The organism is Chitinophaga sp. OAE865, from assembly GCF_040546735.1.
In the GTDB taxonomy this organism is placed as follows: domain Bacteria; phylum Bacteroidota; class Bacteroidia; order Chitinophagales; family Chitinophagaceae; genus Chitinophaga; species Chitinophaga polysaccharea_A.
Genome location: NZ_JBEPOF010000001.1, coordinates 2,888,772 through 2,902,314, shown reverse-complemented (window position 1 = coordinate 2,902,314; position 13,543 = coordinate 2,888,772). Strand labels below are relative to the sequence as shown.

General features: G+C 48.5%; 9 protein-coding genes. 6 read left to right on the top strand and 3 right to left on the bottom strand.

Features of this window, described 5'->3' with window-relative positions; all coding sequences use genetic code 11:
* The first annotated feature begins 214 nt into the window (after positions 1–214).
* The 5 genes from ABIE50_RS11845 (at position 215) to ABIE50_RS11825 (ending at position 8,950) form a co-directional block, all read left to right on the top strand.
* The gene (locus ABIE50_RS11845) at positions 215–3,292 is read left to right on the top strand and encodes a SusC/RagA family TonB-linked outer membrane protein (RefSeq protein ID WP_209861363.1); all 3,078 of its coding nucleotides are present in this window, start codon (positions 215–217) and stop codon (positions 3,290–3,292) included.
* 29 nt (positions 3,293–3,321) lie between these two features.
* On the top strand, positions 3,322–4,821 hold the full coding sequence (locus ABIE50_RS11840; protein WP_209861365.1) for a RagB/SusD family nutrient uptake outer membrane protein: 1,500 nt from the start codon (positions 3,322–3,324) through the stop codon (positions 4,819–4,821).
* A gap of 91 nt (positions 4,822–4,912) precedes the next feature.
* Complete coding sequence (locus tag ABIE50_RS11835; protein WP_209861367.1) at positions 4,913–5,962, top strand: glycoside hydrolase family 130 protein; 1,050 nt, start codon at positions 4,913–4,915, stop codon at positions 5,960–5,962.
* Positions 5,963–5,968: 6 nt separating this feature from the next.
* Positions 5,969–7,231, top strand: coding sequence for an MFS transporter (locus ABIE50_RS11830; protein WP_209861369.1), 1,263 nt, complete (start codon positions 5,969–5,971; stop codon positions 7,229–7,231).
* A 12-nt stretch (positions 7,232–7,243) separates the two neighbouring features.
* The gene (locus tag ABIE50_RS11825; protein WP_209861371.1) at positions 7,244–8,950 is read left to right on the top strand and encodes a hypothetical protein; all 1,707 of its coding nucleotides are present in this window, start codon (positions 7,244–7,246) and stop codon (positions 8,948–8,950) included.
* Between the two features lie 85 nt (positions 8,951–9,035).
* Here the strand turns inward: ABIE50_RS11825 and ABIE50_RS11820 are convergent, their stop codons facing one another.
* The gene (locus ABIE50_RS11820; RefSeq protein WP_209861373.1) at positions 9,036–9,578 is read right to left on the bottom strand and encodes a hypothetical protein; all 543 of its coding nucleotides are present in this window, start codon (positions 9,576–9,578) and stop codon (positions 9,036–9,038) included.
* 154 nt (positions 9,579–9,732) lie between these two features.
* Between ABIE50_RS11820 and ABIE50_RS11815 the strand changes: the two genes are divergently transcribed.
* The gene (locus ABIE50_RS11815; RefSeq protein WP_209861375.1) at positions 9,733–10,080 is read left to right on the top strand and encodes a VOC family protein; all 348 of its coding nucleotides are present in this window, start codon (positions 9,733–9,735) and stop codon (positions 10,078–10,080) included.
* Positions 10,081–10,137: 57 nt separating this feature from the next.
* On the opposite strand, the gene ABIE50_RS11810 is transcribed toward ABIE50_RS11815, so the two are convergent.
* Positions 10,138–11,919: a cytochrome-c peroxidase gene (locus tag ABIE50_RS11810; RefSeq protein WP_354027978.1), complete on the bottom strand. Its 1,782-nt coding sequence runs from the start codon at positions 11,917–11,919 to the stop codon at positions 10,138–10,140.
* Between the two features lie 43 nt (positions 11,920–11,962).
* Positions 11,963–13,330 carry an alkaline phosphatase family protein gene (locus ABIE50_RS11805; RefSeq protein WP_209861379.1) on the bottom strand — a complete coding sequence of 456 codons (1,368 nt, stop codon included), beginning with the start codon at positions 13,328–13,330 and terminating at the stop codon, positions 11,963–11,965.
* Positions 13,331–13,543: the final 213 nt, after the last annotated feature.

Sequence of the window (13,543 nt, the reverse complement as noted above, 5' to 3'; positions counted from 1 at the left end):
ATAAATCTTCGCAATTGTACAGTCATTTGTAACTATAGTACAGTCGCTTTCCGCCCCATACTCCTAACTTTAGTTCATCCAGATCAATCAGAAAATTATCCGGCGTATGAAAAAAACAGGAGATGCACAGCCTGTAAATTCCATTCAAATCCAACGTTAAAAACATTTTTAAAACCGGTTCTTCCAGGGGGATGGAACCATTAAATTCTTACGAATGAAAAACTGGACACAATTAATGTCAGCTGTGATACTGCTGCTGCTTGGCGGGGCAACCTATGCCCAGGTGAAAGTAAGCGGCCGTATAAGCGATGAACAGGGCAGCGCCCTCCCCGGCGTTACCGTGATACAGCCCAATACCAAAAACGGCGCTGTTTCCGGCGTGGATGGCAACTACACCATTACCATCAGCGGCAGCGGTCCTGCTACACTGCAATTTTCCTTTATGGGATTTCTTACTAAAACCGTCCAGTATCCCGGCAGCGGTGTCCTGGATGTGACCCTGCAAAAAGATGAAGTGGCTTTGAAAGATGTGGTAGTAATAGGCTATGGTACCCAACGTCGAAGCCAGGTTACCGGTGCCATCTCCTCTATAGATGGAAAAAACCTGGCTAAAACACAGGCTGTAGATCTCAGTACCGCCCTACAGGGACAGGCTTCCGGTGTTTCCGTGACCTCTCCTACCGGCGCCCCCGGTACGGAAGCGGTAGTACGCATCCGGGGTATCGGGTCTCTCAGCCAAAGCAGCAACCCGCTCTATATTATTGACGGGGTGCCTATGAACAGCGGGCTGAATACCATTTCACCCAACGATATTGCCTCTATTGAAGTACTGAAAGATGCGGCAGCCGCAGCCATTTATGGCTCACGGGCTGCCAACGGCGTGATACTGGTAACCACCAAATCAGGACAAGCCGGCAAAAACGAGATCAATCTCGATATCGCCTATGGCATTGCCAACGCCAGCGGGTTGCCTGATATGCTCAGCACCAGCCAGTTTATAGAGTTGCAGAACGAGGCTTTTGCCAACGACGGTTCTGCCACCCGCAACCAGGACGATCCTTCCAAATTGCCCAATACCAACTGGCTGAACGCCGTTTTCCGGCAGGCGCTTACCCAGCGCTATAACCTGGCTTTCTCTGGCGGCTCGGATAAAACCCGCTATTACCTGGCCGGCAACGTGGTAAACCAGGACGGTACCATTATAAACTCCAATTTCAAACGGTACGGGCTCCGCTCTAACGTGAGCAGCGAAGTAAAAAGCTGGCTGCGGGTGGGTGAAAACATGAACCTTACCTACGACCGCACCCAGGAAATAGGCGCCTCCGGCGATGGCGCACGGCCTGGCAGCCTGCCGGGAGTAGTACGCTATGCGCTGATCAGGCCTAATGCAATTCCGCTCTACGATGATAAGACCGGTTTTTATACCGACCTCCCACCGGCGGGTCTCTATAAAAATGCATTGCTGTATGGTGATGGAAAAAATCCACTGGCCATTGCCGATTACCGCACCCGCACCATGAGCAAATACCGCCTGCTGGGAAATGTGTTTGCGGAAGCCCGCTTTTTGAATGATTTTAAACTCCGCACAGACCTGGGTACCGATTTTTATATTGCAGAACAGCAGCAATACAGCGGTCAGATACCCGGCGACCGCACGCTGATGCAGGATAAGGACAAGGGGCTGGATAAATTCCGTAATCGCTATACTACATACAACTGGACCAATGTGCTCAGCTATAATCACCTGTTCAATGAAAAGCATAACGTGGGCGTAACGCTGGGCTCTGAATATATTTCTTCCAAGGTAGATTACCTCGCGGCGTCCCGCAATGGGTACGATAACCGCGCCGATGCCACCGGCAGTTTGCGTTACCTTGATTATGGCTCCGGTCAGCAGTTTAACAGCGGTAACCTCGAAGAATGGGCGCTGATGTCTTACTTTGGCAGGGTTACCTACGCATATGACAACAAATATATGGTCAATGTCAACATGCGGGCAGATGCCTCTTCCCGCTTTGGCGCCGACAACCGCTGGGGTTACTTTCCCTCTTTCTCCGCCGGCTGGAACATTGCCCATGAAAATTTCATGAAAGATGTGACCTGGCTGAATGACCTTAAAATCCGCGGAGGCTGGGGACAGCTGGGCAACCAGGACATAGGCCTTTATCCATTTGCCACCATCTACTCTACCACCAATAATATTTTACAGGTGATCAGCCGTGGCAATCCTGATGTGAAATGGGAAACCACTACCCAGTCGAACATCGGCGTGGATGCCGGTTTCCTGAAAGGCGCGCTCACCCTGAGTGTAGATTATTTCAACAAGCAATCTTCCGACATCCTCATACAGCTGCCCTCTTCCTATACCAACGGCGATGCAACTCCGCCTTATGTAAACGGCGCTAAAATGAGTAATAAAGGACTGGAAATTACCGCTGCCTATAAACAAACCCTGCAGAAAGATCTTTCTTTTAATATAACCGCCAACGTTACCACCCTGCGTAATAAAGTAGTGTCGTTATATAAAGGCCGTGAACAGATCTTTTCTGCCGGTTCCGGTCGCGTGATCCTGCGGGAGGGCCAGCCTATCAGCTCTTTCTATGGTTACAAAACAAATGGCCTATTCCAGAACGACCAGGAAGTGGCGCAGTATACAAACAGCAAAGGTGAACTGTATCAGCCCAATGCCAAACCCGGCGATATCCGTTTTGTAGATTATAATAACGATGGGAAAATTGATGATGCAGACCGTACTATTATCGGTAACCCCAATCCCAAGCTGTTGTACAGCCTGAATGCCGGCGTGAATTACAAACAGTTTGACCTCACCCTGTTCTTTAACGGCGTACAGGGCAACCAGATCTATAATGAAGTGGATAACATCATCAACAGCTTCGACGGAAGAGGATTTAATAATAAAGAAGATTTCTATAAAGAACGCTGGCATGGAGAAGGCACCAGCAATAAAACGCCCAGGGCCACCTTCCTTGACCCCAACAACAACCGCCGCACTTCCGACCGCTATGTGGAAAACGGCAGCTATCTGCGGCTTAAGAACGTGATGCTGGGCTATACGCTGTCGCCTTCCCTGTTGCAACGCATCGGCTTTACCAATGCGCGTATTTATGTGAGCGCACAAAACCTGTTTACCATTACAAAATACGGCGGCATGGATCCTGAGTTGTATACCAACGAGAACCTCGCCAACTATGCGGATATGGCGGTGGGTATTGACATGGGTACTTACCCGCCTTCCCGCACCTATACTTTTGGTTTGCAGTTCGGTTTCTAGGAATGCCATTTATTAAAAATCAACACACCATGAAAAAGTTAATTGTTATTATATCAATTGCCGTTAGCGTTGCAGGCTGTACCAAACAGCTGGAAAAATTCCCCCAGGGAAAACTGACAGGAGGTAATGTTTTTACAGAAGCCAATGATTTTGTGATGGCCACTGATGCCGCCTATCTGCCTCTCACCAACCGTTTCCGGGGCGACTGGGGCTGGGATGAGGGCAGCAGTATACCGCGCGACTGGGTAATAGGCGACCTGATGAGCGATGATGCCGTGAAAGGCGGCGGTAGTTTGGGCGACCAGGAAGATATGCGGCGTATGCAGACCTTCAGCATTTTCCCTGAAAATAATAATGTGCTGGGCATCTGGCGTTTTAACTATAAAGGAGTGGATGCCTGTAACACATTGCTGGCACAGGATGGAGCCGGCGTGCCAGGGCTTGATCCGGCATTGCTGAAACGGATGAAAGGCGAAGCATACTTTCTGCGTGCTTTTTATTATTTCCGGTTGGTGATCAACTTTGGCGATATTCCCCTGCTGGTACCTGAAAAAAAGATGACGGATAACTCCGTGCGTACACCGGTAACACAGGTGTATGAACAGATAGAGAGCGATCTTGCACAGGCCCTCAGCATGTTACCGTCTTCCTATGATGCCGATAACTACCAGCGTGCTACCACCGGGGCAGCGCATGCCCTGCTGGCTAAAACCTACCTGTACCGGCAGCGCTGGCAGGATTGTTTAAACCAGATAGCGGAAGTAGAAAAAGGTAATTACCAGTTGCTGGATCATTATGAAGATAATTTTAACGGCGTTGGAGAAAAGGCTGGTGAGATCATCTTTGCAGCACGTCATGATGCCGGCAAAACACCTTCCCAGGGATCTGTACTGAATGCTGTGTTTGCACCGCAGGGCAAAGGCTGGGGTTTTGAAATTCCTACCAAAGATCTTGTAGACGCCTTTGAAAACGGCGATCCCCGCAGGGCAGCCACACTTTTCCAGGCAGGCGATAAATACCTCGATGGCAGCAACTACGACCCGGCCTGGTCGCCCGTAACCGGTTTTAATGTACGCAAGTTTATGAGCAATGTAAACCCCATCGATGATGGTGGTGTTGATTTTGCGTATATCCGTTTGGGTGATGTGATATTGTGGAAAGCCGAATGCCATGCCAATCTTGGCGCATTGGCGGAAGCACGCACCGACCTGGAAAGAATACGGGCACGGGCACGCAAGTACGCTGTTAACCCGGTTACTGCACTGCCGCCTGTTACCACTGATAATAAAACAGCGCTCCTTTCCGCCATTCAACATGAAAGGCGCGTAGAGCTTGCGATGGAAGGCCATCGTTATTATGACCTGGTAAGATGGAACCTGGCGCAGACCATACTGGCCAAAGCCCCTGATGCAGATCCACTGAAAGGATACAAGGACTATGGCAATGGCTGGCAATCTTTTAATAAGCTGTTGCCTATCCCGCAAAGGGAAGCAGACCTGTTGAAGCTTAATCAAAACACCGGCTACTAACCAGCTTTATAGAACACGGAAACCTGTTTGTTGCCCGCAGGCAAACTTAGTTTGCCTGCGGGCAACAAACTAATAACTCAAGCACATTATCATGAATCAAGTTACCGCTAACCGCTTTATCGAAAATCCATTGCTAAAACCGGCCGATGTACAGCCCAGCAGGCCCGGACTTGAAGTAGCCTGTTTGCTGAACCCGGGCGTTTTTGAATACGACAATAAAATATGGCTGATCATCCGTGTAGCGGAACGGCCCAAACAACAGCATCATATCATTTCATTTCCCGTACTTCAAAATGGCGGGATAGAAATTATTGAGATCCTGAAAAATGATCCTCACCTTGATGCTACCGACCCGCGGGTACTGCGTTATAAAGGCGACGACTATCTCACCACGCTTTCCCATCTGCGGCTGTTTTGCAGTGAAGACGGGATTCATTTCCATGAGCCGGAAGGCTATCCACAGCTGCATGGAGAAGGGCCGCTGGAATCATTTGGTGTAGAAGATTGCAGGGTAACAAAAATAGAAGACACCTATTATCTCACCTTCACCGCGGTATCGTCAAATGGTGTGGGAGTAGGTATGCGCACCACGCGCAACTGGAAAACGTTTTCGGATCAATGCATGATCATACCTCCGCATAATAAGGACTGTGCATTATTTGAAGAAAAGATAAATGGTCGTTACTATGCCCTGCACCGGCCCAGCAGTGTAGACCTTGGTGGTAACTACATCTGGCTGGCACAATCGCCGGATGGGATGCATTGGGGAAAGCACCAGTGCCTGATCAGGACCCGCGCAGGTTACTGGGACAGTGCAAGAGTAGGCGCCGGCGCATCTCCCATCAAAACAGCAGCGGGATGGCTGGAAATTTACCACGGCGCCAACGAAAAACATCAGTATGGGCTGGGAGCCATTTTGCTGGACCTTAACGATCCCTCCAAAGTGCTGGCACGCAGCGATGATCCTATTATGATACCCGAAGCCCCTTACGAGCTTACCGGCTTTTTCGGGCAGGTGGTTTTTACCAACGGGCATATTGTGAAAGGCGATGACCTCACTATCTACTATGGCGCTGCCGATGAAGTGGTGTGCGCCGCCCGGTTCTCTATCGGGCAAATACTTTCATCTTTAAAAAGGTAACAACTTATGCTCAGGAACCTTTCTGCAGAAATAAAGCATTTCAACCGGCAGCCGCACGACTTCCGTATACTGGTGCTCACTAATATGATCTATGCAATGGTGCTGCCGGTGATCGACATTTTTGTGGCGGCCTATGTGATGCGTAACTCCAACGACCCTACGAAAGTGGTGATCTATCAGCTCACTATCTATACCGGTATTCCACTTACCTTTTTATTAAATGGTTTTTTGCTGAACCGCTTCAACATTAAAACATTGTATGCTACCGGTATGCTGCTGAGCGGCGTATCCATGATCGTGATGATGTCGCTCAAAACGCTGGACCTCACCGGTATCGGGATTGCAGGTATCATTATGGGCATGTCGTTTGGCTTTTACTGGGCCAACCGCGACTACCTGGCGTTATCTATCACTAACGATCAGAACCGCAATTATTACTATGGTCTTGAAACCTTTTTTTATACCATCATTGCAGTAGTAATACCTATCTGCATCGGCTGGTTTATAGAATCGGGCGGAGACATCAATGTAAACAACGCTTACCGCATCATTACCGGGCTGGTGTTTGTGATCACCATCCTTGCTTCCGTGGTATGTTTCAGGGGGCATTTCCGTAACCCGGATGAGAAAACATTCCTGTACCTCCGCTTCCACCCTTACTGGCGTAAACTGCTGATGCTGGCCTCTTTGAAAGGATTGGCACAAGGTTATCTCGTAACGGCGCCCGCTATGCTGATCATGTTGCTGCTGGGAAAAGAAGGCGCGTTGGGCACCGCCCAATCAGTGGGCGCTATTATTGCCGCTGTGCTGATGTATATTATTGGCAGGGCGGCAAAACCGGAGCACCGGATCACCATTTTTGCGGGAGGGCTTATCTGTTTTACGCTGGCCGCTATTTTCAATGGCGCTTTTTACAACGCGACAGGTGTAGTGATCTTTATGCTGTTCCTTTTGCTGGCGAAACCGCTGCTCGACATGGCTTATTTTCCTATTCAGTTCAGCGTGATCGATATTCTTTCCAAAAAAGAAAAACGTAACGTGTACGCCTATATCCTCAATCATGAAGTAGGCTTGTATGCCGGGCGCTTCCTGGGCGCCGGCACCTTTATTTTCCTGGCCTACTATTTTTCCACCGAAGTGGCGCTGCGTTATGCCATTATCATCATCGCCGTACTGCAACTGCTTTCCATTGCAGTAGGCAAAAGTATTATCAAAGAAGGGAAAGCGCTGATAAAAGAAACTACTGAAAAAACCACTGTAGTGGTATAAATTGTATACAGCATGGTAAAATTAACAACAACGGGTATCACGCTCTGCCTCCTGTGGATGGCCTGCAAAACACCCACGCCGGCGCCGGTGGTGCAGCAACACCTGCCCCGCCTGGACTCCATGGCCGATGTGCCGCAGCCGCTACAGATCATAGACTGGTATGCCCTGGCCCGGCAGTTCGACAGCACCGCTTACAACTTCAATACCACCGGGGCTCATTGGCCGCTGGTTTGGTGGGATAGCAGCCGGCATAATTTTGATCAGCCGGTAGTGGGGCTTTATACTGCCATGGATGATCAACGGCAGGGGCCTTCGCATCACAAAGGGATCTTCCATGAAGCACTTGCTACCATGGGCGCCACACTGGGCGCTACCCTGGTAGGCATCGACAAGAGCGGGCAACAGGGTCTTAACTATGTAGCCATGCTGAAAAATTATTTCAATCGCGAAACGGGATGGGATATTATGATGAACAATACCTGCCCCGAGGTAGCGCTACTTGGCGGTGGCTATGGGCGCGATTGGTGGTACGATGTATACCCCAATGTACTTTTTTATGGTATCTACGATCATTATCCCAATACGCCGGGCTTTGATTCGCTGGCTCATCGCATTGCAGAAAAATTCTGCGCAGCAGATTCTGTGCTGAACGGGAATTATGATCATTCATTTTTTGATTATGCACAGTTACAGCCGAAAGACAACTGGATCTGCAAACAGCAGGACGTTGCTGCAGGCCATGCCTACGTATTATATGCTGCCTATAAAAAATTTGGAGATCCGCGCTACCTGCAGCATGCCATAAAGGCCCTGCAAACACTGGAACAGCAGCCGCACAATACCAACTATGAAGTATTGATGCCCTTTGGGGCTTATATGGCAGCACGACTGAATGCCGAACAAGGCAAACAGTTTAATGTGCAGAAATTTATGGAATGGACATTTAACGGAGACCCTGAATGCCGTAAGGGCTGGGGAGTGCTGGCAGGCAACTGGAATGGCATCGACATATCAGGTATTGTAGGGAGCACAACAGACAGGGGCGGATACGGGTTTCTCATGAATACTTTTGATGCCGCATGGCCGCTTGTAGCCATGGTACGGTATGATCCATCCTATGCCGCCGCCGTTGGCAAATGGATGCTGAATGCCGGCAACGCAGCCCGTTTCTTCTATACCCAATACATGCCTGATGATCATGAAACCATCCCTGAAAAGGCAGCCATTACCAAAGGTGTGATCGGCTATGAAGGCATTATCCATACTTCCTCCTATCCTGAATACGCACATCTCAAAGCTCCTGTAGCTCAGGGTGATGGGCCGCTATGGGCAAAAGGAAACCCCGATGTATCGCAATTCAGCGTATATGGCAGCGGGCATGCAGGCATCTTTGGCAGTATTATCCGCACCACTTCAGTCCCGGGTATATTGCAACTGGATTTGCTGGCCACAGATTTTTTCCGGGAAAAAGCTTATCCATCCTATCTCTACTATAATCCTTACCCCGAAGAAAAAAAGGTAACGGTAAATGTGGGCGATCAACCGGTGGATATTTATAATACCATTACCCGGCAGTTTATTGCCCGCAAAGTGAAACAGGCATACGACCTGGTGTTACCGGGGCGTAGCCCTGCTGTGCTGGTGTTTACACCGCCAGGCGGCAAAGTAAGCAAAGCAGGCAACCGGTTGATGGTAAATGAAGTAACGGTCAGTTTTTAGCTATTAACCTTATAGAAAAGGCTTATAGGCGATCTGCCTATAAGCCTTTTCTTTTGGGCCAGGTAGCCTCTTTAACAAACGGATGTTATACAAAACGTTTTACCTGGAAAAAATCAAATCCCAAACCACCTTTCCTGACTTCCACTTTCACGCCATTCACCGATTCGGGCATCATATGCTTGTCCAGCACTACCTTCTTCACGTATCCACGGCTTTTCACTTTCACCCAGTAAGTTTTACCATTGCGGTTCCGGGAATATCCCCGTTCCACCACCGGCAATATTTCTGTTGAAGCAGATTTTTCTGCCAGCAGGTAATTGGTTCCCATCAACAGGAACGCCGGTATCCAGGAGATCAGCAGCAACATACATCCCTTATGTAAAATATCATCCGTTATACCATCGAACAAACGGGTAAGCCATCCCCGGAACCTATTGGCAGCCCACCACGCCGCCGGTATGCCAATAAATAACAGCAGGGACAAGGGTAAGAGAAGCGGTATAAACGTGATGCTGTAAAAAAGCCATGGGGCAGCATGCAGTAAAATGCAGGTAAGACATACCACTACCATACATGCTACTTTCAGTATTTTGAACCAGTTCACGCTCGTTTCTTTTCTTGCGGGCATTGGGATCTGTTATTACATTATTTATCTAATTTACAAATAAACAAACGTATGTAAAACCGGTTATATCAATTACACCTTTACACCCGGCAACTTTGTCGTTTTTTTCCAAACGGCTCCTCTCCCATTCTTATATCTTTACAAAAAAACAATAGCTATGGCAAGCAAGTTAAAACATGAGCAGGTACAGTATATTGAATTCCTGTCGAAAGACCTTCACCGCGCAAAAGAATTTTATACAAAGAGCTTTGGCTGGAAATTTACCGACTATGGCCCCGACTATACGGCGTTTGATGGTGATTATGTAGATGGCGGGTTCACCATCGGTAAACCTGTAAAAGGTACTGTTTTGGTGATCCTTTATTCAAAGGATATCGAAGCTACCCAGCAAAAGGTTATTGCCGCAGGAGGCAAGATCGTAAAGAATATCTTTAGTTTTCCCGGTGGCAAACGGTTCCACTTTACAGATCCTGACGGGTATGAGCTGGCGGTATGGTCGCTATAGGAACATAAAAGCCGCTTCCATACCGGAGCGGCTTTGTGTTTTTATCAAACAAAAAGTTTACCTGCTATCCAGTGCATGCATAAACGCAATCACTTCTTTTATTTCAACCGGTGTAAGCTGTAGCTTTTCTGCGCTTAGGCTCTGGTTGTGCACCGGCAGGCCATTCCCTGCACCACCACCTTCATTATAAAAATCCATTACTTCTTCCAGGGTGGCAAATGCCCCGTTATGCATATAGGGCGCCGTTTTTGATACATTCCGAACCGTAACGGTTTTAAATGCATGATCAAATCCTGATAAGCGGCTGCTGTCAAAATAATGGTAGCTCATGAGTGTGTTGAAAAGCCCCCTGTCGGGATCAATATTCTTGCTGCCTTGTTTTTCGGGGACACCAAGTATTTCCGCATCCTGTGTGATGAATTTAGGCGGCAGCACACCGCTGAACAGCGGCATAAAATGACAGGCGCCACAGCCCCCCTTGCCCATAAATAAATTAAACCCTTTTACTTCTTCTGCAGACATGGCCGTATCTATACCAGCCATATAATCATCAAAGCGGCTGTTTAACCGTACAAGACTTCTTACATAAGCTGCCAGCGCTTCTGTTACGGCTGCGGAATCCGGTTGCGGCTTCTTCGGAAATGCAGCAGCAAATAGTTGTGAGTAGTTGCCGGAACGGCTAATATCCTGCAGGGCGGTATGAATGCGGCCACCCATCTCCTTTGGATTATGCACCACGTCGTTCACCTGTTCTTCCAGGGTTTCTGCACGCTGATCGTAGAATTGCTGGGGCTGTAATGCTGTATTAAGCAGGGAAGGCACATTCCTGTTTATCAAACCTGTACCGCAGCTGACATCACTGTGCCTGGCCAGGTTTTCCGCGAATGCGGTTTGCGGATGATGACAGGAAGCACAGCTGATTTTTCCATTGCCCGAAAAGGCCGTTTCTGTGAATAATGCTTTGCCCAGCGCAGCTTTGGCGGACTTGTTCTCCTGGTCAAGGAAAGGCGAATAGGCATCTGCATTAAATGCGTCTTTGTCGAACAGCGTAAAAACATCCTGTCGCAGTAAACGGTTGTAGCGGTAACCCCGGAAATCCAGCTGCCTGCGTAGCTGCTCTATAGCGCTGCTTAACGGATTGGCATAACGGCGTATAAAAAGCGCCCTGTTGAAGTGGTTAAAATCCCTGTTTGCCAGCAGGAAACCGATGTTTGCTTTGAGTAACTCCTGCGTGGTGTTACTGCCGCCTGCATAAGGAGCCAGCACCTGTTGCAACGCCTGCAAGGCCACTGCGCATTCTTCCATGCTGTTCCTGCTGAGCGGATTATCGTACCCGGTGATGCCCAGTGTTTCAATGCGGAATACTTCCAGTTTTGCAGCATCCAGGATCTGCCAGCCGGCAACAGGAATACCGGAAAAATAGGATCTGAATACCTGTAATTTATCCAGGATGATTTCCGTTTGCCCAAGCAACATACTCCGGGATGTGCTGTCGAATCGGGGAAATATATGTTCTTCCATCACCTGCAAACCGGCGGGGTTTAAGATCATGTAGCCGGGAAGCTCTGCTTCCGCCTTGGGCGCGCCATTTATAAACCGGGCCGTGGCATAGGCGAAATATTCTGCGGCCCATTCTATGCGCTTATAATGCTTCCTGGCAGCCAGGAAGGCGGACTGCACGTCTTTCTCCGAACCCGTCCTGATCATAGGCTGCAGGGAATCCCTGAGGTAAAATGAAAAGGTATCAATATCACGGCAAAGCATTCCCGCAATTTCCTTTGCGGGATCATTGGTTCTGACCGCGAAAGAAGATAGCAGCTGTATCGTCCCCACCATCATCACCAAAACTATTGCTATCCGGGAATGCTTCACCTGGTATTAATCAGTTTTTAAAATTAAATGCCCCCTGTAATGGGTTAGCATTACCATCCCTGCTGTTGAGCGGTTTCAGGCCCCAGCGTTTCTCTATAAACGAGAGGATGCTCACCGTTTCATATGGTGTTTGGTCCACGTAACCTTTTTTAGCAAAAGGAGAAATGATAATGGCAGGAATACGGCTGCCCGGTCCCCATTTATCGATCACCGGCGGCGCCACATGATCCCAGAAGCCTCCGTTTTCATCATAGGTAAGTATGATCACGGCATCTTTCCAGTTAGGGCTGTTGCGTACAGCATTGATCAGGTTTAGGGCATGCGTTTCTCCTGCTATAACGCTGGAATAACCCGGGTGCTCATTCTGAACGCCCAATGGCTTTACAAAGGAAACTGCCGGTAACGTTCCTTCTTTTGCAGCTTTCAGAAAATCCTCTTCATCTTTGAGATGTTCTTTTTTGGCGGAGGTACCGTCTGCAAATGTTTTATAGTAGATAAAGGGCTGATGATGGTACTGGAAGAATTCATCAGGCTTGCCTGCTATAGCATCGTTCCAGCCGCCGGAATACCAGGCCCAGGAAATATTTTTTTCGCTGAGACGGTCACCGATAGTAGGATTGGTTTGGTTGGGAACAAGGTTCTCTTTTTTTGTACCGGCCGGGTATGGCTGGTTTACGGAGTAGATAGTGTTCACCGCGTAACCATCAGGAGTTAAAAGCCCATCTTTTTTCATCTTACCATCACTTTCCAATACTGCCCTGATATCCTGCGGGGCATCAGGAAAATAAGGCGTTGCTGCAGCTATCAGCCACTGATGATTGAGGAAGGAACTGCCAAAAGCGCTGTGGAAGAAATGATCGCAAAGCGTAAATTCTTTTGCAACAGGGTATAAAGGCAGCAGCGAAGTTTTATAGTAGCCCATGGCAAGACCCGCTGTGCTGTTATGTGCTGCAAAAAGATTCATTTTACCATTATTGATCTGGCTGCGCTCCTGGTAATACCGGTGCGTAACATCAGGCGTTTCTTTATCGGCAGGAACATACTGGTCTATATTAAAATAGCCATTGGGAATATTGGTAGGGAATTCGCTGGAACGGGGAATTGCCGGGAGATATTTATACGGCTGACCATTGCGGTCCAGCTGCAGCACCGCTTCCTTTGATGCGTTGGCCAGTCCCTCTGCACCTTCAAACTGCCCGTACAGGTTATCAAAACTGTGGTTCTCCATATAGATCACTACTACATGGTTCACTTTTTCCATACCTTCCAGCCCGGGCACCTTCACGGTTTTACCCTGTTCAGCGCGGCGACTGCCGGCACAGCCTGCAAGAAGGGCTGCTACGACAACTGCACATAATTTAGTTTTTCTGTTCACCATTGTTATAACTGTTATCCGGTAAAAATACTGCCTGGATTTTTATTTTTCGAATGATATTAGGTTTTGGGGGCATTTTACCAGTAATCAGGGGGCGTTCAACGAGGAGCTTTGGAGCCGCAGGTTCTAAAAGCGGGTCGCATCTTTTTTAGGCGGAGATAAAGAAAAATACAAATGTTTTACTAATTTGGAAGGAAAATGGAACTTCTCTGAAGC

Excerpts from the sequence above, each read along its gene's own strand:
- ABIE50_RS11810 (WP_354027978.1), bottom strand. The coding sequence starts at position 11,919 with ATGATGGTGGGGACGATACAGCTGCTATCTTCTTTCGCGGTCAGAACC.
- ABIE50_RS11835 (WP_209861367.1), top strand. The coding sequence starts at position 4,913 with ATGAATCAAGTTACCGCTAACCGCTTTATCGAAAATCCATTGCTAAAA.
- ABIE50_RS11805 (WP_209861379.1), bottom strand. The coding sequence starts at position 13,330 with ATGGTGAACAGAAAAACTAAATTATGTGCAGTTGTCGTAGCAGCCCTT.
- ABIE50_RS11815 (WP_209861375.1), top strand. The coding sequence starts at position 9,733 with ATGGCAAGCAAGTTAAAACATGAGCAGGTACAGTATATTGAATTCCTG.
- ABIE50_RS11845 (WP_209861363.1), top strand. The coding sequence starts at position 215 with ATGAAAAACTGGACACAATTAATGTCAGCTGTGATACTGCTGCTGCTT.
- ABIE50_RS11820 (WP_209861373.1), bottom strand. The coding sequence starts at position 9,578 with ATGCCCGCAAGAAAAGAAACGAGCGTGAACTGGTTCAAAATACTGAAA.
- ABIE50_RS11840 (WP_209861365.1), top strand. The coding sequence starts at position 3,322 with ATGAAAAAGTTAATTGTTATTATATCAATTGCCGTTAGCGTTGCAGGC.
- ABIE50_RS11825 (WP_209861371.1), top strand. The coding sequence starts at position 7,244 with ATGGTAAAATTAACAACAACGGGTATCACGCTCTGCCTCCTGTGGATG.
- ABIE50_RS11830 (WP_209861369.1), top strand. The coding sequence starts at position 5,969 with ATGCTCAGGAACCTTTCTGCAGAAATAAAGCATTTCAACCGGCAGCCG.